Origin of the sequence: Pseudomonas sp. PARCl1 (assembly GCF_947311875.1) — a bacterium.
Lineage (GTDB): Bacteria > Pseudomonadota > Gammaproteobacteria > Pseudomonadales > Pseudomonadaceae > Aquipseudomonas > Aquipseudomonas juntendi.
The window spans coordinates 38514-59336 of record NZ_CAMZMX010000035.1; the positions used below are offsets into that span (position 1 = coordinate 38514).

Annotated in this window: 15 protein-coding genes; 12 read left to right on the forward strand and 3 right to left on the reverse strand. The window is 64.1% G+C overall.

Features of this window, described 5'->3' with window-relative positions:
• Positions 1-24: 24 nt before the first annotated feature.
• The 3 genes from glpK to glpD all read left to right on the forward strand — a co-directional run bounded on the left by glpK (position 25) and on the right by glpD (position 4195).
• On the forward strand, positions 25-1524 hold the full coding sequence (glpK, locus tag QME24_RS17735) for a glycerol kinase GlpK (RefSeq protein ID WP_054904050.1): 1500 nt from the start codon (positions 25-27) through the stop codon (positions 1522-1524).
• 144 nt (positions 1525-1668) lie between these two features.
• Positions 1669-2424: a DNA-binding transcriptional repressor GlpR gene (gene glpR, locus QME24_RS17740; RefSeq protein ID WP_009684548.1), complete on the forward strand. Its 756-nt coding sequence runs from the start codon at positions 1669-1671 to the stop codon at positions 2422-2424.
• Between the two features lie 232 nt (positions 2425-2656).
• Entirely contained in the window at positions 2657-4195 is a 1539-nt protein-coding gene (gene glpD, locus QME24_RS17745; RefSeq protein WP_280091581.1) for a glycerol-3-phosphate dehydrogenase, read from the forward strand.
• Between the two features lie 20 nt (positions 4196-4215).
• On the opposite strand, the gene QME24_RS17750 is transcribed toward glpD, so the two are convergent.
• Together QME24_RS17750 and QME24_RS17755 are read right to left on the reverse strand one after the other, a co-directional pair.
• Positions 4216-4854 (reverse strand): NEL-type E3 ubiquitin ligase domain-containing protein, encoded by a 639-nt coding sequence (locus tag QME24_RS17750; protein ID WP_054904048.1) that lies wholly within the window; start codon positions 4852-4854, stop codon positions 4216-4218.
• Between the two features lie 10 nt (positions 4855-4864).
• Positions 4865-6181, reverse strand: coding sequence for a DUF6543 domain-containing protein (locus QME24_RS17755; RefSeq protein WP_054904047.1), 1317 nt, complete (start codon positions 6179-6181; stop codon positions 4865-4867).
• Between the two features lie 350 nt (positions 6182-6531).
• Here QME24_RS17755 and QME24_RS17760 point away from each other — a divergent pair, with 350 nt between their 5' ends.
• The 7 genes from QME24_RS17760 to metR all read left to right on the forward strand — a co-directional run bounded on the left by QME24_RS17760 (position 6532) and on the right by metR (position 14127).
• Positions 6532-7449, forward strand: coding sequence for a glutamate/aspartate ABC transporter substrate-binding protein (locus tag QME24_RS17760; protein WP_009684545.1), 918 nt, complete (start codon positions 6532-6534; stop codon positions 7447-7449).
• A gap of 143 nt (positions 7450-7592) precedes the next feature.
• A complete protein-coding gene (locus tag QME24_RS17765; RefSeq protein WP_054904046.1) occupies positions 7593-8339 on the forward strand; it encodes an amino acid ABC transporter permease in 747 nt (248 codons plus the stop codon).
• Positions 8340-9011, forward strand: coding sequence for an ABC transporter permease subunit (locus tag QME24_RS17770; protein ID WP_009684543.1), 672 nt, complete (start codon positions 8340-8342; stop codon positions 9009-9011). It begins immediately after the preceding gene.
• On the forward strand, positions 9008-9742 hold the full coding sequence (locus QME24_RS17775; RefSeq protein WP_009684542.1) for an amino acid ABC transporter ATP-binding protein: 735 nt from the start codon (positions 9008-9010) through the stop codon (positions 9740-9742). Before QME24_RS17770 ends, QME24_RS17775 begins: the two co-directional genes overlap by 4 nt.
• A 73-nt stretch (positions 9743-9815) precedes the next feature.
• Positions 9816-11720 carry an ATP-binding protein gene (locus QME24_RS17780; protein ID WP_029887761.1) on the forward strand — a complete coding sequence of 635 codons (1905 nt, stop codon included), beginning with the start codon at positions 9816-9818 and terminating at the stop codon, positions 11718-11720.
• The gene (locus QME24_RS17785) at positions 11717-13045 is read left to right on the forward strand and encodes a sigma-54 dependent transcriptional regulator (RefSeq protein WP_009684540.1); all 1329 of its coding nucleotides are present in this window, start codon (positions 11717-11719) and stop codon (positions 13043-13045) included. Before QME24_RS17780 ends, QME24_RS17785 begins: the two co-directional genes overlap by 4 nt.
• Positions 13046-13209: 164 nt before the next feature.
• The gene (metR, locus tag QME24_RS17790) at positions 13210-14127 is read left to right on the forward strand and encodes a transcriptional regulator MetR (protein WP_009684539.1); all 918 of its coding nucleotides are present in this window, start codon (positions 13210-13212) and stop codon (positions 14125-14127) included.
• Here the strand turns inward: metR and QME24_RS17795 are convergent.
• Positions 14111-14524, reverse strand: a complete 414-nt coding sequence (locus tag QME24_RS17795) for an NUDIX domain-containing protein (RefSeq protein ID WP_161891671.1) — start codon at positions 14522-14524, stop codon at positions 14111-14113. The two genes, metR and QME24_RS17795, sit on opposite strands and share 17 nt — an antisense overlap.
• 133 nt (positions 14525-14657) lie before the next feature.
• Between QME24_RS17795 and QME24_RS17800 the strand changes: the two genes are divergently transcribed.
• A complete protein-coding gene (locus QME24_RS17800) occupies positions 14658-18932 on the forward strand; it encodes a DEAD/DEAH box helicase (RefSeq protein WP_281690942.1) in 4275 nt (1424 codons plus the stop codon).
• 160 nt (positions 18933-19092) lie between these two features.
• On the forward strand, positions 19093-20712 hold the full coding sequence (locus QME24_RS17805) for an FMN-binding glutamate synthase family protein (protein ID WP_054904042.1): 1620 nt from the start codon (positions 19093-19095) through the stop codon (positions 20710-20712).
• Positions 20713-20823: the final 111 nt, after the last annotated feature.

Sequence of the window (20823 nt, forward strand, 5' to 3'; positions counted from 1 at the left end):
CCTATTCTTGCAAGGCCTACGACCATGACAGACACCCAGGACAAGAACTACATCATCGCCCTGGACCAGGGCACCACCAGTTCGCGAGCGATCATTTTCGATCGTGACGCCAACGTGGTGGGTACCTCCCAGCGCGAGTTCGCCCAGCACTACCCGCAGGCGGGCTGGGTCGAACACGACCCGATGGAGATCTTCGCCACCCAAAGCGCGACCATGGTCGAAGCCTTGGCCCAGGCGGGCATCAGCCATGCGCAGGTTGCCGCGCTGGGCATCACCAACCAGCGCGAGACCACTGTTGTATGGGACAAGGAAACCGGGCGCCCGGTATACAACGCCATCGTCTGGCAGTGCCGCCGCAGCACCGAGATCTGCGCCCAGCTCAAGCGCGATGGCCATGAAGACTACATTCGCGAAACCACGGGCCTGGTCACCGACCCGTACTTTTCCGGCACCAAGCTGAAATGGATCCTCGACAACGTCGAAGGCGCCCGTGAAAGGGCCGAACGTGGCGAATTGCTGTTCGGCACCATCGATACCTGGCTGATCTGGAAATTTTCCGGTGGCAAGGTCCATGTCACCGACTACACCAATGCCTCGCGCACGCTGATGTTCAACATCCACAGCCTGCAGTGGGACGACAAACTGCTGGAGATCCTGGGCATCCCGCGGCAGATGCTGCCTGAGGTGCGGCCGTCGTCGGAAGTGTACGGCCACACCAAGAGCGGCATCGCCATCGCCGGTATCGCCGGTGACCAGCAGTCGGCCCTGTTCGGCCAGATGTGCGTGGCACCGGGCCAGGCCAAGAACACCTACGGCACCGGCTGCTTCCTGCTGATGAACACCGGCAGCCAGGCCGTGAAGTCTTCCCATGGCCTGCTCACCACCATTGCCTGCGGGCCACGGGGCGAAGTGGCCTATGCATTGGAAGGCGCCGTGTTCAATGGCGGCTCCACCGTGCAGTGGCTGCGTGACGAGCTGAAGATCGTCAACGACGCACTGGATACCGAGTACTTCGCCAGCAAGGTCAAGGACAGCAATGGCGTGTACCTGGTGCCGGCGTTTACCGGACTGGGTGCACCGTACTGGGATCCCTATGCCCGTGGCGCGCTGTTTGGCCTGACCCGCGGCGTGAAGGTGGACCACATCATTCGTGCGGCCCTCGAGTCGATTGCCTACCAGACCCGCGACGTGCTCGACGCCATGCAACAGGACTGCGGCCAGCGCCTGTCCGAACTGCGCGTAGACGGTGGCGCAGTGGCCAACAACTTCCTCATGCAGTTCCAGGCAGACATCCTCGGCACCTGCGTGGAACGCCCGAAGATGCGTGAAACCACAGCCCTCGGCGCAGCATACCTGGCGGGCCTGGCCTGTGGCTTCTGGTGCGGCCTGGACGAGTTGCGCGACAAGGCCATCATCGAACGCGAGTTCAGCCCGCAGTTGGATGAAGCGCAGAAAGAAAAGCTGTATGCCGGCTGGAAGAAGGCCGTCGATCGCACCCGCGATTGGGAAGATCACGACGCCTGAGGCACCCTCAGCGATGCCGCGGTCCCGCCATGGGATCGCGGATCGCGGTTCGCAGCCCGGGCCGATGCGTCATAGCCCACTGGCCGTAGTCTCCGTCCTACGGCATCATTGCAGAATTTGTCCGGCAGCCCCAAAGGACCGCCCATGAATCTGCCCCCACGCCAACAACAAATCCTCGAACTGGTGCGAGAGCGCGGTTATGTCAGTATCGAGGAAATGGCGCAGCTGTTCGTCGTGACGCCACAAACCATCCGCCGTGACATCAACCAGTTAGCCGAACTCAACCTGCTGCGCCGCTACCACGGGGGTGCCGCTTACGATTCGAGCGTCGAAAATACCGCCTACGCCATGCGTGCCGACCAGATGCGCGACGAAAAGCAACGCATCGCCGAGGCCGTGGCCAGGCAAATACCCGACCATGCCTCGGTGTTCATCAACATAGGTACCACCACCGAATCCATCGCCCGGGCCCTGCTCAATCACAACCACCTGAAAGTCATCACCAACAACCTGCATGTGGCCGCCATTCTCGCGGCCAAGGATGATTTCGAGGTGCTGGTGGCAGGCGGCACGGTGCGCCGCGATGGCGGCGTGGTCGGCCAGGCCAGCGTCGATTTCATCAACCAGTTCAAGGTCGATTTCGCCCTGGTAGGGATCAGTGGCATTGACGAGGACGGCAGCCTGCTCGACTTCGACTACCAGGAAGTGCGGGTGTCCCAGGCCATCATCACCAATGCCCGCCAGGTTATCCTCGCCGCCGACTCCAGCAAGTTCGGGCGCAACGCCATGGTGCGCCTGGGTTCGATCAGCCTGGTGGATTGCCTGGTGACCGACCAGGCCCCCGCCCCCGCCCTGACTCAACTGCTCAACCAGTACAAGATCCGCATCGAAGTGGTGTAAACGCCCCACCGGCCGTCGGGCTGTAACGCCCTCAGATCGAGCGCTGCGCGATCTGCGGGCGACTCGGTGCGCGAAGGGTTCAAGCGCATTTTCGTTAATGTTCATTTACTTGCCATGTGATCAGTTTTTTCTATGAAAACTGACTGGCAAGCGCCCTGCTGTTGCGCTAGTATTTTCGAAAACGAACATTAATGTTCATATTCGATATGAACAGTTTCAGGAGGCCTTGCCCGTGTCCCAGTCCGTTTCGTCCCAGCCAGCACTCGCCGACTGCTACGACATTGCCGTAATCGGCGGTGGCATCAATGGTGTCGGCATTGCCGCCGATGCCGCTGGCCGGGGCCTCAAGGTGTTCCTGTGCGAAAGGGACGACCTGGCCCAGCACACCTCATCGGCCAGCAGCAAACTGATCCACGGCGGCCTGCGCTACCTTGAGCACTACGAGTTTCGCCTGGTACGCGAAGCGCTGGCTGAACGTGAAGTGCTGCTGGCCAAGGCGCCACACATCGTCAAGCCCATGCGTTTCGTGCTGCCACACCGCCCGCACCTGCGCCCGGCCTGGATGATTCGCGCTGGCCTGTTCCTGTATGACCACCTGGGCAAGCGCAAGCGCCTGGGCGCCTCGCGCAGCCTGCGCTTTGGCCCGGGCTACCCGTTCAAACCGCAGATCACCCGTGGTTTCGAGTACGCCGACTGTGCAGTCGACGATGCCCGCCTGGTGGTGCTCAATGCCATGGCCGCCCGTGAACACGGTGCTCACATTCTGACCCGCACCCGCTGCCTGCGCGCCGAGCGTGTAGATGGCCTGTGGCAGGTAGACCTGCTGCATGCCGACGGCAAGCAACAGCGCATTCGGGCACGCGCCCTGGTCAATGCTGCCGGCCCTTGGGTGGCCAGTTTCATCAAGGACGACCTCAAGCTCGATGCGCCCTATGGTATTCGCCTGATCCAGGGCAGCCACCTGATCGTGCCGCGCCTGTATGAAGGCGAACACGCCTATATCCTGCAGAACGAAGACCAGCGCATTGTCTTCTGCATACCTTACCTGGAGCGCTTTACCCTGATCGGCACCACCGACCGGGAGTACAGCGGCGACCCGGCGAAAGTCGCCATTACCGACCAGGAAACCCAGTACCTGCTCAACGTGGTCAACGCCCATTTCAACCATCAGCTGAGCCAGGCCGACATCCTGAATACCTATTCCGGGGTACGTCCGCTGTGCAACGACGAGTCGGACAACCCGTCGGCCGTCACCCGCGACTACACGCTGGCGCTGTCGGCAGAGGTCGGTCAGGCCCCGCTGCTGTCAGTATTCGGCGGTAAACTGACCACCTACCGCAAGCTGGCGGAATCGGCGATGGCCGAGCTGAAGCCCTTCTTCAGCCAGATGCGAGGCAGCTGGACGGCCACCGCCCCCCTGCCGGGTGGCGAACACATGACCACCGCACAAGCGCTGCTGGAGCAACTGTTGGCCCGCCATGGCTGGCTGCCGATGGATATCGCCAAACGCTGGGCGAATACCTATGGCAACCGTGTCTGGCAACTGCTCGACGGCGTGAATGGCCCGGATGACCTCGGCCAGGCCATTGGCGGTGGGCTATTCGCTCGCGAAGTTGACTACCTTTGCGAGGCTGAGTGGGCGACGACCGCCGACGACATCCTGTGGCGCCGCACCAAATTGGGCCTGTTCACCCATGCAGCAGAACGCCTGGCCCTGGAAAACTACCTGCAACAAACCCGAGTCGGGCTTGCCCAGGGCAACGCCGCGTGATGCGGCGCTGCTGCGCAGGCTCAAAGCCTGCTGTGCAGCTCCTGCGCCAGGGTTAGCAGCAAGCGTCGCTCGGCCTGCTCGTATTCGTACTTGAGGGCCTTGCAACGCAGGGCGAAGGTCCAGTCGTCGATCTGCCCCTGGCTTACCTGCTCTTCGAGGCTTTCCATCCGCTCATTGAGCGGTTGCAGTGCGTGCTCGAAGCGCGCCGGGTGGCGCTCGCGGGCATGGACCTCCCAGAACGGCCGCTGCGCCAGGGAGCCAATCACTTGCTCAGGTGTCTCGTTTGCCAGAATCTGGTCGCGAGCACGCAGCAGGTCGCTGCTGGTGACATGGGCAAACCCTGGGTAGTGCATCTCATCGTGCTCGATGGGCAGGTCAAGGGTGGCGCTCAACTTGAGCCGGTAGTACAGCCGGGTCTCGACCTCATCCACGCCAACCGTACGCTGCGCACGCAGGCGCTCGATGTGGCGCGCGGCAAGCCGGTCGACTTCGTCCAGGCGCCAAAGCGAACGCCCCAGACGCCATAAACGCCCCTCCAGCCCCGCCGGCTCACCGCCTACCGCGCGCTCCACCATTACACCCAGCTCAAGCTGCTCCAACGTCAACAGCAGCCGGTCTTCACACGTCCTTGGGCCACCGGCTTCAGCGAACAGGCGCACACGCACAGCCTCATGTCGCTCGCAGAACTCCAGAGTGCCAGTCCTGGTAGCCTTCGTACACTTCCCCGGCCAACTCCACCGCCGTGTAGGCCAACAAGCCCTCGCCCAGCACCGGAACGAACATGCCTGCCAGGTTCAAGAGGTTCAGGCCCAGTTCCCGATAGGCGTGCAGCCGAGCATCGCGCTCATGTTCATCGAGGTCTGCGGTAGGTACGGCCAGCACGTGGGCATCATCGAGCAGTTTGTCTATCTGCAACCCACGCAGATGGCTGAACAGCGATGTGTCGATGGCCAGGTGCCTGCCATCGAGCTCAGGCACCTGGTGCGCCGCACTTGCCTCTATCCGCTCCTCGAGCAGCTGCTGAAAGCAAACCCGGTCGCGCTCGCTGATGAAGCGGCTGAAGAACCGGCGGTAGGGTGCCGTCGTCAGGCGCCGGGCCAACGCCCGGAACACCTCTTCCCAGGACCGATAGACGCGAACCGGCGACTGCGGGTCATTCGGTACCCAGACGCATACACCCTGCAAGTCCGCACCCACCGCCGGCCGCAGCTCCAGTGTCACCACGCCGCGCACACATTTGCCCAGCAGGTACAACTGGCGTGGTGCGACCTCACCCGGCACCGCCGGCACCATGGGTAACGCGGTAAAACAGGGCGATAGCAAACGGTAGCTGTTCTCGTCCAAGTCACCTTTGAGCAATGCGCAGCGCACTGCCACTTCCAGGTCGGCGCGGGCGTTTTCCTCGAAACACCGGTGTACAGCGGCCTTGGCCGAGCCAGGTGCAGCACCTGGGGCATCGTCCGGCGCCAGGCACTGCCGCAGGATAGCCTGGTAGTGCCCGCCCACATCGGCCTCGCGGCAGCGCCCGGCGAATACCTCGTAACCCACCGGCACGTGCTCGCCCTTTGCGTCCAGTAGCCAGCCCCGGCGGCTGGGCGAAGGGCGCGTGTCGACGATATGGAAATTGTGCAGTACCGCCGCCAGCAACGGCGTGGAAGATCGTTGCATGTGCCGGCGAATGGGCCACCCCGGCGCCATCGGCGGCAATATAACGGTGCGCTCGATACCCACATGGCTGCGGCGCAAGTCCGCGATCGTCAGGTCGGCACGGTTCAATACCTGGTTCAAACGGGTAGCTGCGAACTCATCCAGTGCCGGAATGGCTTGCAGGATTCGGTGCAATGAATGGGTCGCTTCTTCCTGGGCGTGCAGCGCGCGGCGCAAGGCAAGCAGCCAGTCGACATTGCCATGGGCCACCAGCCATGCAGGCAGGCGCCGGGCAATCAGGGTATTGATCGATTCAGCGGGAAACAATGGCTCGGTCATCGGTTCAGCTCCAGCGACAAGGGCGCCGAGTCAACCAGCCCTCCAGCCAGAGGCTGAGGTACACCCATAGCCCCAACCTGGGTTCCTGCAGCGAGCCCGCCCGGGCAAACAATCGGTTTTCCGACCGTGGCAACCAGGATAGTTCGGAAAACCGAACGAAAGCCCGAGATAGACGCACTCCGCCAGGGCCCCGAGCGCCCGGACGATCAGGTTTTTTGCTCGTCAAACCCGTTTGGCACGACTCATGCTCTACACTCTTCAATCGAATGCACAGCGCTTCGCTGTATTCGTTGAACGAAAGAGTCCGCCAACGGCTCCATAAAAAAAACAAACACGTCGAGGAAAATTTGATGCGTATCGTTCGTCATCTGTTGGGCGCCACCATTGCCGCTGCGATCATTGCTTCGCCAGCCATGGCCGAAGAACTGACCGGCACCCTCAAGAAGATCAAGGACTCGGGCACCATCACCCTGGGCCACCGCGACTCTTCCATTCCATTTTCCTACCTGGCCGGCAAACCCGAGCCCGTGGGCTACTCGCATGACATTCAGCTGGCTGTCGTCGATGCCCTGAAAAAACAACTGGGTACGGACATCAAGGTCCGCTACAACCTGGTCACCTCGCAGACCCGTATCCCGCTGGTGCAAAACGGCACCGTCGACCTGGAATGCGGCTCCACCACCAACAACGTCGAGCGCCAGCAGCAAGTCGGCTTCTCGGTCGGCATCTTCGAAGTCGGTACCCGCCTGCTGACCAAGGTCAAGGACGGTCAACCTGCATACAAGGACTTCCCGGACCTGGCTGGCAAGAACGTGGTGACCACCGCCGGCACCACCTCCGAGCGCATTCTCAAGGCGATGAACGCCGACAAGCAGATGAAGATGAACGTGATTTCCGCCAAGGACCACGGTGAAGCCTTCAACATGCTAGAAAGCGGCCGCGCCGTAGCCTTCATGATGGACGACGCCTTGCTCGCCGGTGAAATGGCCAAGGCGCGCAAGCCGGCAGACTGGGTCATCACCGGTACCCCGCAGTCGTATGAAATCTACGGCTGCATGGTGCGCAAGGGTGACGAGGCGTTCAAGAAAGCGGTCGACGATGCCATCGTTGCCTATTTCAAGTCGGGCGAAGTCAACAAGAGCTACGACAAGTGGTTCCAGCAACCGATCCCGCCAAAAGGCCTGAACCTGCAGTTCCCGATGAGCGATGAGCTGAAAAAACTGATCGCCGAGCCTACCGACAAGGCCGCGGACGAGAAGAAGTCCTGATCCTCAGATAACGGCCTGGTGCTCGACAGCACGAATCAAACCCTGCAGGCCACTCATTAGTGTCTAACCTTTCATCCGAGGGCGCCCAGCGCCCCCGGATGTACCAAGGTGCCCGTGAAACAACCGTCTGAGGGGAAATCCCGATGAATTACAACTGGGACTGGAGCGTGTTCTTCAAGTCCACCGGCGTGGGCAGCGAGACTTATCTCGACTGGTACATCACCGGCCTGGGCTGGACCATCGCCATCGCCATCTCCGCCTGGATCATCGCCTTGCTGCTGGGCTCGGTGCTCGGCGTCATGCGCACCGTGCCGAACCGCCTGGTATCGGGCATCGCCACCATCTACGTGGAGCTGTTCCGCAATGTGCCGCTGCTGGTGCAGCTGTTCATCTGGTACTTCCTGGTGCCAGACCTGCTGCCCGAAGGCCTGCAGGAATGGTTCAAGCAAGACCTCAACCCGACCACCTCGGCGCTGATCAGTGTGGTCATCTGCCTGGGCCTGTTCACTGCCGCCCGTGTCTGCGAGCAAGTGCGCACCGGCATCCAGGCGCTGCCGCGCGGCCAGGAATCCGCGGCCCGCGCCATGGGTTTCAGCCTGCCGCAGATCTACACCAACGTGCTGCTGCCCCAGGCCTACCGGATCATCATTCCGCCGCTCACCTCCGAATTTCTCAACGTGTTCAAGAACTCCTCGGTGGCATCGCTGATCGGCCTGATGGAGCTGCTGGCGCAAACCAAACAGACCGCCGAATTTTCCGCCAACCTGTTCGAGGCGTTCACCCTGGCCACGCTGATCTACTTCACCCTGAACATGGGGCTGATGCTGCTGATGCGCATGGTCGAGAAGAAAGTCGCCGTGCCTGGCCTGATTTCCGTGGGGGGCAAGTAAATGGACATGGATTTCAGCGAAATCATCCCGGCCCTGCCCGCCCTGTGGGAAGGCATGCTCATGACCTTGCAACTGATGGTCATGGGGGTGGTGGGCGGTATCGTGCTGGGCACCATCCTGGCGCTCATGCGGCTGTCATCAAGCAAGCTGCTGTCGCGGCTGGCCGGGGCCTACGTCAACTATTTCCGCTCGATCCCGCTGCTGCTGGTGATCACCTGGTTCTACCTGGCGGTACCGTTCGTTCTGCGCTGGATCACCGGCGAGGACACCCCGGTGGGTGCCTTCACCTCGTGCGTGGTGGCGTTCATGATGTTCGAAGCCGCCTACTTCTGTGAAATCGTCCGCGCCGGCGTGCAGTCGATCTCCAAGGGCCAGATGGGCGCCGCCCAGGCCCTGGGCATGACCTACAGCCAGACCATGCGCCTGATCATCCTGCCGCAGGCGTTTCGCAAGATGACCCCGCTGTTGCTGCAGCAGAGCATCATCCTGTTCCAGGATACCTCGCTGGTCTACACCGTGGGCCTGGTGGACTTCCTCAACTCGGCACGCTCCAACGGCGACATCATCGGGCGCTCCCATGAGTTCCTGATCTTCGCCGGGGTCGTGTACTTCCTCATCAGCTTCTCCGCTTCGTGGCTGGTCAAGCGCCTGCAAAAAAGGATCACCGTATGATTTCCATCAAGAACGTCAACAAGTGGTACGGGGACTTCCAGGTACTGACCGACTGCAGCACCGAGGTCAAGAAAGGTGAAGTGGTGGTGGTGTGCGGCCCTTCGGGTTCGGGCAAGTCCACCCTGATCAAGTGCGTCAATGCCCTGGAGCCGTTCCAGAAGGGCGATATCGTGGTCGATGGCACCTCGATCGCCGACCCCAAGACCAACCTGCCGAAGCTGCGTTCGCGGGTGGGCATGGTGTTCCAGCACTTCGAACTGTTCCCCCACCTGAGCATCACCGAAAACCTGACCATCGCCCAGCGCAAGGTACTGGGCCGCAGTGAGGCGGAGGCCACCAAGAAAGGCCTGGCCCTGCTCGACCGCGTCGGCCTTGGCGCCCATGCCAAGAAGCACCCGGGCCAGCTGTCGGGTGGCCAGCAACAGCGCGTGGCCATTGCCCGTGCACTGTCGATGGACCCGATCGTCATGCTGTTCGACGAGCCGACCTCGGCGCTGGACCCGGAGATGGTCAACGAAGTACTGGACGTGATGGTGGAGCTTGCCCACGAGGGCATGACCATGATGTGCGTGACCCACGAAATGGGCTTCGCCCGCAAAGTGGCCAACCGCGTGATCTTCATGGACAAGGGCCACATCATCGAAGACTGCCAGAAGGAGGCGTTCTTCGGCGACCCGACTGCCCGCCACGAACGCACCCAGCACTTCCTCAGCAAGATCCTGCAACACTGATTTTGCTTCATTGAACCGGTCGGCGCCGCTGCCCAATCGGGCAGCAGGCGCTGGTCGTGACAAGGCCACTGTGATGAAATGCGATCCTTCGCTTCTTCTCCCTGCCAAGCCTGCCGTGAAATCCCGCCTGCTCCGCCAATTGCTGTTGCCACCACTGATCATTTTGCTGATGGTCGGCCTGGGTATGGCTGGCTACCTGATCAGCGAGAGCAACGGTATCCGCACCCTCAGCGAAAACGGTGAACGCCAGCTGGAGCTGCACGCGCGCACGGTCGAAAGCGAGATCAGCAAATACACCTACCTGCCGAGCCTGCTGGAGCTGGAAGACAGCGTCTCGCACCTGCTCACCGACCCGGATGGCGGTTCGCGCCAGGCGGTCAACGAATACCTCGAAGGCCTGAACCGGCGCAGCCGCAGCCGGGCAATTTTCGTGCTCGATACCAATGGCCGGGTCCAGGCCACCAGCAACTGGCGCGATGCCGATTCGTTCCTGGGCGAAGACCTGTCGTTCCGCGCTTATTTCCAGACTGCCGTACGCGGCGAACCTGGGCGCTTCTACGGCATCGGCAGCACCACGGGCGAGGCTGGCTACTACCTTGCCCACGGGCTCGAGGAACACGGCAAGATCATTGGCGTGGCAGTGATCAAGGTACGCCTGGATACCCTGGAAGAACGTTGGCAGCGGGCGCGCCTGGAGGCATTCGTCAGCGACGAAAACGGCATCATCATCCTTTCCAGCGACCCTGCCAGGCGCCTGAAGTCGGTACGCCCGCTGACCGCGCAAACCAAGGAACGGCTGGCGCGCAGCCTGCAGTATTACTGGTGGCCGTTGAACGAGTTGCAGCCCCTGGCCCGCGAGACCCTGGCCGATGGCGTGGAAAAACTGACCTTCCCCGCCAACAGCGAGACTGCCCACGGCGAGCCCCACGAAGTGGCCTACCTGGCCCAGACCCGCCGGCTGGTCGACACGCCCTGGCATTTCACCCTGCTCACCCCGCTGCAGGACCTGCGCCGCGAATCCATGGTCCAGGGCATTCTGGTGGGGGTCGCCTTCGCCCTGCTGGCCATCCTCGGCATCGCCTGGAACGAGCGGCGCAAAGTCATCGCTACCCGCCTGGCCGCACGCGAGGCGCTGGAGGAAGCCAACAGCCAGCTGGAGCGACGGATTACCGAACGCACCGCCGACCTGCGTGCCAGCAACGAACGCCTGAAAGGCCAGATTCGCGAGCGCCGACACGCCGAACAAACGCTGCGCCACGCCCAGGACGAGCTGGTGCAGGCCGGCAAGCTGGCAGCCATCGGGCAGATGTCCACCAGCATCGCCCACGAGCTGAACCAGCCGCTGGCTGCCTTGCGTACGCTCTCTGGCAACACGGTGCGCTTCCTCGAACGCGGGGCGCTGGAAACCGCCAGTACCAACCTGCGCACCATGAACGACCTGATTGACCGCATGGGCCGCATCACTGCCAGCCTGCGCTCGTTCGCCCGGCGCAGCGACGACAGTGGCCAGGCTTCCCTGGCCAAGGCGATAGAAGCCACCTTGCAAGTACTGGGCAACCGCATCAGCGCCTGCCACTTGCAGCTCCACAACCACTACGAGGACCAGCAACTGGCCATCGACCAGACCCGCCTGGAGCAAATCCTGGTCAACCTGATCGGCAATGCCCTCGATGCCATGGCTGCGCAGCCACAGCCCGAACTGTGGCTGGAGGGCGAAGTGCAGGGCGACAAATACCGTTTGCAGGTGCGTGACAATGGCCACGGCATCGACGCCGAGGCGCGCAAGCACCTGTTTGAACCGTTCTTCACCACCAAACCGGGCGAACACGGCCTGGGCCTGGGCCTGACCCTGTCGGCGAGCCTTGCGGCTGCGGCCAAGGGCAGCCTCAACGTCGAGCACCCCGTCACCGGCGGGAGCGCCTTCGTCCTGGCCCTGCCCCTGGTTTCGCCCCCTAACGAATCGGCAGAGCACCCATGAACCAAGCGCCTCTTACCGTCCTGATCGTCGAAGACGACCCGCATGTGCTGCTCGGCTGCCAGCAGGCACTGGCCCTGGAGGACATCGCCTGCGAAGGTGTGGGCAGTGCCGAGCAGGCGCTGGAGCGCATCGGCGACGATTTCGCTGGTATCGTCGTCAGCGATATCCGCCTGCCCGGCATCGACGGCCTGGAGCTGCTCAACCGCCTCAAGGCCCGCGACCGCAGCCTGCCGGTGGTACTGATCACCGGCCACGGCGACATCGACATGGCCGTTGGCGCCATGCGCAATGGTGCCTACGACTTCATGGAAAAGCCGTTCTCCCCGGAACGCCTGGTCGACGTGGTGCGCCGCGCCCTGGAGCAACGGGGGCTGTCGCGCGAAGTGGTTGCCTTGCGCCGCCAGCTGGCCGAACAGAGCAGCCTGGAAGGCCGTATCATCGGCCGCTCGCCGGCCATGGAGCACCTGCGCGAGCTGATTGCCAATGTGGCCGACACCTCGGCCAACGTGCTCATCGAGGGCGAGACCGGCACCGGCAAGGAACTGGTCGCGCGCTGCCTGCATGACTTCAGCCGTCGCCAGGGCCAGCCCTTCGTGGCACTGAACTGCGGCGGCCTGCCGGAAAACCTGTTCGAGACCGAGATTTTTGGCCACGAGGCCAACGCCTTCACCGGTGCCGGCAAGCGCCGTATCGGCAAGATCGAACACGCCAATGGCGGCACGCTGTTCCTCGACGAGGTGGAGAGCATGCCGATCAACCTGCAGATCAAGCTGCTGCGCGTCTTGCAGGAGCGCACCCTGGAACGGTTGGGGTCGAACCAGAGCATTGCCGTGGATTGCCGGGTGATTGCGGCAACCAAGGCCGACCTCGATAGCCTGGGCCAGAGCGGTCAGTTCCGCAGCGACCTGTACTACCGGTTGAACGTGGTGACCCTGGAGCTGCCACCGCTGCGCGAGCGCCGCGAAGACATCCTGCAATTGTTCGAGCACTTCCTGCAGCAATCGGCCCTGCGCTTCGATCGGGAAACACCGACCCTGGACAGCCAGACCCTGTCGCGCCTCCTCGCCCACGACTGGCCAGGCAATGTGCGGGAACTGCGCAACGTGGCCGAACGCTACGCCCTGGGCCTGCCGGCGTTCAAGAAAGGGCCCAGCGGTGGGGCCAGCCAAGGCCTGGGCTTTGCCGAGGCAGTGGAGGCGTTCGAACGCAACCTGCTCAGCGATGCACTGCAACGCACCGGCGGCAACCTCAGCCAGGCCAGCCAGGAGCTGGGCATGGCCAAGACCACGCTGTTCGACAAGGTCAAAAAATACGGCCTCGGTTGACCTCAACAACGGTGTGAAGCGCCTGCGGCGCGGGTATTCGGGCCCCAGTGGGTGTGGAGCCCGCCGCAAAGGGGTGCGGCGCTACGCCCAGTCGACAGCGTTGCCAACATGAGCGAAACTCAACTCATCGCTTCGTTCACCCCATTCACACCCCGGAGTCAGCAGTGCTGGAGATCCGCCACCTGAAAACCCTTCATGCCTTGCGCGAGGCCGACAGCCTTGTGGAAGCCGCCGAGCGCCTGCATCTGACCCAGTCGGCGCTGTCTCACCAGTTCAAGGAGCTGGAAGAACGCCTGGGCCTGCCGCTGTTCGTACGCAAGAGCAAGCCGATACGCTTTACCAGCGCCGGGCTGCGCCTGCTGCAACTGGCAGATGCCACCCTGCCGTTGCTACGGGGTGCCGAACGCGACATCGCACGCCTGGCCGGCGGTACGGCCGGGCGCCTGCACATGGCAATCGAATGCCACAGCTGTTTCCAGTGGCTGATGCCGACCATCGACCAGTTCCGCGATGCCTGGCCGGAAGTCGAGCTGGACCTGGCCTCCGGCTTCGCCTTTGCACCCTTGCCAGCCCTGGCCCGTGGTGACCTTGACCTGGTGGTGACCTCCGACCCGGTGGACCTGGCCGGCATCACCTACGTGCCGCTGTTCACCTACGAAGCCATGCTGGCGGTCGCCAACCAGCATGCGCTGGCCAGCAAGCCGTATATCGTGCCCCAGGACCTGCTCGACCAGACCCTGATCACCTACCCGGTGGAGCGCGACCGCCTGGACATCTTCACCCGCTTCCTGGAGCCGGCCGACGTCGAGCCGGCCGCCGTGCGCACCTCGGAGCTGACCGTGATGATGATGCAGCTGGTCGCCAGCGGCCGGGGGGTGTGCGGCATGCCGCACTGGGCTTTGCATGAGTACAGCGCGCGGGGTTATGTGAAAGGCAAGCGCCTGGGCGAGAAAGGCCTGTTTGCCACGCTTTATGCCGCTGTGCGCACCGACATGCTCGATGCGCCGTACATGCGCGACTTTCTGCTGACCGCCAAGGACACCTCCTTCGCCACCCTCGACGGCGTCAGCGCGGTGCGTTGAGCAACTGGCGGTACAGCGGCAGGATCAGGTCGCGGGTCAAGGGCGCCAGTGGCTGGTCTGGCGCCTGATCTGCAGCCAGCCATACCACCTCCTCGATTTCTGCCGCCGGGACCACGGCAGCGGCGCTGTCGACTCGAAACAGCTCGGCTTGCACCTCGAAGCCGGGCTCATTGGCGGCCGTGGCACTGAACTGGCCCAGGTACACGGCCTGGGCCGGGTCGATGTGCAGGCCCAATTCCTCGTGCAGTTCGCGCACCAGTGCCTGCAGCGCCGTTTCACCCGCATCGATCTTGCCCCCCGGCTGCATGAAGGCTTCGGTGCCACGCTTGCGCACCAGCAAGGTGCGCCCCTGCGGGTCGAGCAACAGGGCGGCGGCGATGCGAATGGTATTGGGCATGGGCTGAACTCGCTGGCAACAATGGCCGGGGAGGATCCCACGGGCTCGCTTGGGCTGACAAGGCCATTGTCGGGTGTGCCGGCCAGACGAACGGCCCCTTGCCAAAGCGCCCGTGCCCCTCCATAACCAACCCATGAACCTGCCCGCCCAACAGCACCCGGTGCTCGAACTGTTCCACCCCGCCGTACGCACCTGGTTCGGCCGCCACTTCGCAACCGTTACCGATGCCCAGGCCCAGGCCTGGCCCTTGGTCCATGGCGGCCAGTCGATGCTGTTGGCCGCCCCCACCGGCTCGGGCAAGACCCTGAGCGCGTTCCTGGCCGTGCTCGATGAACTGTTCTGCCAGGGCCTGGCGCAGCAGGGTCAGCTGCCGGCGCAGACCCAGGTGGTCTATGTTTCGCCGCTCAAGGCGCTGTCCAATGACATCCGCGTCAACCTGCAAGCCCCGCTTGAGGGTATCAGCCAGGCCCTGGCAGAACAGGGCCTGGCTGCACCCCGCATCACTACCGCCGTGCGCACCGGCGATACCCCGCAAAAAGAACGCGCCGCCATGCGCAAGCTGGCACCGCACATTCTGGTCACGACCCCTGAATCCCTGTATGTACTGATGGGTTCGGCGTCTGGTCGTGAAGGCCTGCGCAACGTGCATACGGTAATCGTCGACGAGATCCACGCCTTGGCCGGCAACAAGCGCGGGGCGCATCTGGCACTGACCCTGGAACGTCTGCAGGCCTTGGCAGGCCGGCCCTTGCGCCGTATTGGCCTGTCTGCCACACAGCGCCCGGTGGCGCGGGTGGCGCAGTTTCTGGTCGGGAGCGGCCGGCCCTGCGCGGTTGTCGATGTTGGCCATGCCCGGCCACGCGACTTGGCCATCGAGCTGCCGCCGGTACCGTTGGCGGCGGTCATGGCCACCGATGTCTGGGGCTTGGTCTACGACCGCCTGGCAGCCCTGGCCCGCGAGCATCGCACCACCCTGGTATTCGTCAACACCCGGCGCCTGGCTGAGCGCATCACCCGCCACCTCAGCGACCGCCTGGGCAAGGATGCCGTGGCCGCGCACCATGGCAGCCTGGCCAAGGAGCTGCGCCTGAGCGCCGAGCAACGGCTCAAGCACGGCCAGTTGCAGGTACTGGTGGCCACCGCTTCACTGGAGCTGGGCATCGACATTGGCGACATCGACCTGGTCTGCCAGGTGGCCTCGCCGGGTTCGATTGCCGCCTTCCTGCAACGGGTTGGCCGCGCCAGCCACCAGGTCGATGGCGTGCCGAAAGGGCGCTTGTTCCCGACATCGCGTGACGACCTGATCGAGTGCGTGGCCCTGCTCGACTGCGTACGCCGGGGGGAACTTGAGGCGCTGCACATACCCCGGGCGCCCCTGGACGTGCTGGCCCAGCAGATCGTCGCCGAAGCCTGCAACCAGCCGTGGCACGAACAGGCGTTGTTCGACTGCCTGCGCCAGGCCACACCTTATGCCCACCTCGACCAGCAGCACTACCAGGCCCTGCTGCGCATGCTTGCCGAGGGCTACCACGGCCGCCAGGGCGTACGCAGTGCCTACCTGCACCGCGATGCGGTAAGCGGCACATTGCGGGGCCGCCGCGGCAGCCAGCTGACCGCGCTGACCAGCGGTGGCACCCTTCCGGACAACGCCGACTACAGCGTATTGCTGGAGCCGCAGGCGCTGAACATTGGCAGCGTCAATGAAGACTTCGCGGTGGAGAGCATCGCAGGCGACATCTTCCAGCTGGGCAATGCCTCGTACCGCATCCTGCGCGTCGAGTCGGGCCGGGTTCGGGTGGAGGATGCCCAAGGGCTGCCGCCCACCATTCCGTTCTGGCTCGGCGAGGCGCCTGGCCGCAGCGACGAACTGTCCGCGGCCGTGGCCAGGCTGCAGGCACAGCTTGACCAGCAGCTGACGCTGGCCGACGGCGATACCCGCGCGGTGTCGGCATGGTTGCAGGGTACGTTCGAGCTGGACGAAGACTGCGCCGAGCAGTTGCTCGACTACCTGGCCCGTACCCGCGATGTGCTCGGTGCCCTGCCCTCGCAGGAAACGTTGGTGATGGAGCGCTTCTTCGATGCCTCCGGCGGCACCCAGCTGATCATCCATTCGCCCTACGGCAGCCGCATCAATCGCGCCTGGGGCCTGGCCTTGCGCAAACGCTTCTGTCGCACCTTCAATTTCGAACTGCAGGCGGCCGCCAGCGAGGACGCCATCGTGCTGTCGCTGTCCACCAGCCACAGTTTCGACCTCGACGAGGTCTGGCGTTACCTGAAAAGCGGCACCGCAGAAGCCCTCCTCATACAGGCCGTGCTCGAAGCGCCACTGTTCGGTGTGCGCTGGCGCTGGAACGCCAGTGTCGCCATGGCCCTGCCGCGCTTCGTGGGCGGGCGCAAAGTAGCGCCGCAAATCCAGCGCATGAAAAGCGAAGACCTGGTTGCCGCGGTATTTCCCGACCAGATCGCCTGCCTGGAAAATATCGCCGGCGAGCGGCAGATACCCGAGCACCCGCTGGTCGAGCAGACCCTCGACGACTGCCTGCACGAGGCCCTGGATTGCACGGGCTGGCTGGCCCTGTTGAGGCGCATGGAAAGCGGGGCAGTACGCCTGCTGTGCCGCGATCTGCCTGCGCCATCGCCGCTGGCGTCGGCCATTCTCAATGCCCGCCCTTATACATTCCTCGACGACGCACCGCTGGAAGAGCGGCGCACCCAGGCGGTGCTCAACCGGCGCTGGAACGAGGTGCACAGCAGTGACGACCTGGGCGCACTGGACGCCGACGCCATCGCTGCCGTGGCCGCCGAGGCCTGGCCGCAGCCGCGCAATAGCGACGAAATGCACGAAACCTTGATGAGCCTGGGCGCCATCAGCCAGGCGCAGGTCAGCGCCAACCCTGGTTGGAACCTGTTCCTCAGGCAACTGGCCAAGGCCGGCCGCACCTTGCGCCTGCCCCGTGAGCAGTTGTGGCTGGCCCGCGAGCGCCTGAACCTGCTGCAGGCGATCTACCCGGCGACGCCCCTCGAACCGGCGCTGGAACAGTTGCCTGGCTTCGACCAGCCCATCGAGCCCGACAATGCCCTGGGCGAACTGCTGCGTGGCCGCCTGAGCGCCCATGGCCCGCAGACGCTGGTACAGATCGCCGCGCCGTTGGGCATGCCGCCGCAGGCAGTCGAACAGGCCCTGGCCCGCCTGGAAGCCGAAGGTTATGTGCTGCGCGGCTACTTCAGCCCGGCCGCCAACGAGCTGCAATGGTGCGAACGCCATTTGCTGGCGCGCATCCACCGCTACACGGTCAAGCGCTTGCGTCGCGAAATCGAGCCGGTCAGCCTGCAGGACTTCATGCGTTTTCTGTTCGACTGGCAGCACCTGGCACCTGACACGCGGCTGCGTGGCCCGCAGGCTGTAGCCGAAGTGCTTGGGCAGTTGCAGGGCTTCCCCAGTGCAGCCGCAGCCTGGGAGGCCGAACTGCTGCCCGCACGCATCCACGACTACAGCCCCCACTGGCTCGATGATGCGTGCCGCAGCGGGCAATTCGCCTGGAGCCGGCTGGCCGCGAGCCGCTCAGGCAGCACCTTGTCGAGCACCCCGCTGGTGTTGCTGCCTCGGGAGCACCTTGGGCTGTGGCGCAGCCTGGCGCCCGCGCCTGCCGTACAGAGCCTTGGCGCACGGGCGCAGCGGGTACATGAGGTGCTGCAGGCTCAGGGGGCGTTATTCTTCGACGAACTGACCCACGATGCCCGCCTGCTGCCCAGCGAACTGGAAACAGCGTTGCAGGAACTGGTGGGTGCCGGCCTGGTAGGTGCCGACAGCTTCACTGGCCTGCGCAGCCTGATCGCCCCGGCGGCGAAACGCGCTTCACGCACCCGCCGGCGCGGCCATGCACCGTTGTCCAGCAGCATGTCCCATGCCGGGCGCTGGGCATTGCTGCGCCAGGGCACGGCGGATGACAGCCAACGCCTGGAGCACATCGCCCACGCCCTGCTAAGGCGCTATGGCGTGGTGTGCTGGCGGCTGCTGGAGCGCGAGAGCGATGTACTGCCACCGTGGCGGGAACTGCTGCGCTGCTACCACCGGCTGGAGGCACGCGGCGAGATCCGCGGGGGGCGCTTCATTGCCGGGTTGGCCGGTGAACAATTTGCCTTGCCGGAGGCGGTCGGGTTACTGCGCCAGGTACGCCGGCGCGAGGCGGACGGCGCACTGCAGGTGGTCAGTGCCAGTGACCCGCTGAACCTGATCGGCTCGTTGCTGCCGGGGGTGAAGGTGCCGGCGGTGAGCGGCAACCGCCTGCTGTACCGCGACGGTGTGCCAGTGGCCAAGCGCGTGGCCGGGCGCCCTGTGTACCTGAGCGAGGCGCCCGCGCACGAGCAGGAAAGCTGGCGACAGAAGCTGCTGCGCGGGGCACCGTAAACAGCCTGCCTTGCCGAGCATGGGCCAGGGCTGCTGAGGCTTGGCGTGGCGAGAATGATTTTCGCTACCCCGATTTTAATTTGCAGCGCCCGGCAACTTGGCTATGGTCGGGGTTTGCCCCCAGGCCCTGAGCCTGACCGCGCCATCGCAAGGACCCCGTATGAGCCTGTCACTTCTCAGCCGCTATGCCTTCTTCGCCGCCTGTGTCCTGTTCACCTTGGCGAGCCTGCCCTTCAGTCAGCATGAATGGCTGTGGCCCTTCACCCTGACCGCCGGCGTTCTCAGCCTGATCGGGCTGTTCGACCTGCTGCAGCAGCGCCACGCCGTGCGCCGCAACTACCCCATCCTGGGCAACATCCGCTACCTGGTAGAGGCCATCCGCCCGGAGATCCGCCAGTACCTGCTGGAGTCCGACAGCGACGCACTGCCGTTCTCCCGTGCGCAGCGCTCGCTGGTGTATGCCCGGGCCAAGAACGAAGCTTCCGACAAACCGTTCGGCACCTTGATCGATGTGTACCAGTCCGGCTTCGAGTTCATTGGCCACTCCATGCGCCCGGCGCCGTTGGCCGACCCGGCCAGCTTCCGCATCATCATTGGTGGGCCGCAGTGCAGCCAGCCGTATTCGGCCTCGATTTTCAACATCTCGGCCATGAGCTTCGGCTCGCTCAGCGCCAACGCTATCCGCGCGCTCAACCAGGGCGCCAAACTGGGCAACTTCCACCATGACACTGGCGAAGGCAGCATCAGCCCGTACCACCGTGAACACGGTGGTGACCTGGTATGGGAACTGGGCAGCGGCTACTTTGGCTGCCGCACCGCGGACGGGCGTTTCGACCCTGAGCGCTTCGCCGCACAAGCCCGTAGCCCGCAGGTGCGCATGATCGAAGTGAAGATGAGCCAGGGCGCCAAGCCTGGCCATGGCGGCATCCTGCCCAAGCACAAGGTCACCCAGGAAATTGCCGAGACCCGTGGCGTGCTGATGGGCGAAGACTGCATTTCGCCGTCACGGCACAGCGCCTTTTCCACCCCCATCGAGATGATGCAGTTCATCGCCCAGCTACGCGAACTGTCCGGCGGCAAGCCGGTGGGTTTCAAGTTTTGCCTGGGCCACCCGTGGGAGTTCATGGGCATCGCCAAGGCCATGCTGGAGACCGGTATCCTGCCGGATTTCATCGTCGTCGATGGCAAGGAAGGCGGCACCGGCGCGGCGCCGGTGGAATTCACCGATCACATTGGCGTGCCCCTGCGTGAGGGGTTGCTGTTCGTGCACAACACCTTGGTCGGGCTGAACCTGCGCGACAAGATCAAGCTGGGCGCCAGCGGCAAGATCGTCAGCGCCTTCGACATCGCCAGTGTACTGGCCATTGGCGCCGACTGGGCCAATTCGGCGCGCGGCTTCATGTTCGCCATTGGCTGCATCCAGTCGCAAAGCTGCCACACCAACAAATGCCCCACTGGCGTGGCCACGCAAGACCCGCTGCGCCAACGCGCACTGGTAGTGCCGGACAAGGCCCAGCGGGTGTTGAACTTCCACCACAACACCCTGCGCGCGCTGGCAGAAATGCTGGCGGCGGCTGGCCTGGAACACCCTGCACAGCTGGAGGCCAAGCACTTGGTGCGCCGCATCTCGGCCACCGAGATCAAGCTGTTCTCGCAGATGCATGTGTTCCTCAAGCCGGGCGAGCTGCTCACCGGCGAGGTGGATGGCCAGTTCTACTCGCGCATGTGGCAGCTGGCCAGGGCCGACAGCTTCGAGCCGCACAGTGAGGTCGCGGCCTGACGCGCCGAGCGCCGCCCGCGCGGCGCAATCGCGAGCTGCGCTCGCTCCTACGTTTGTTTCGGGCCAGTAACGCCTGTGACAGGCGCGCGCGGCCGCCTTGTTTGTACGGCG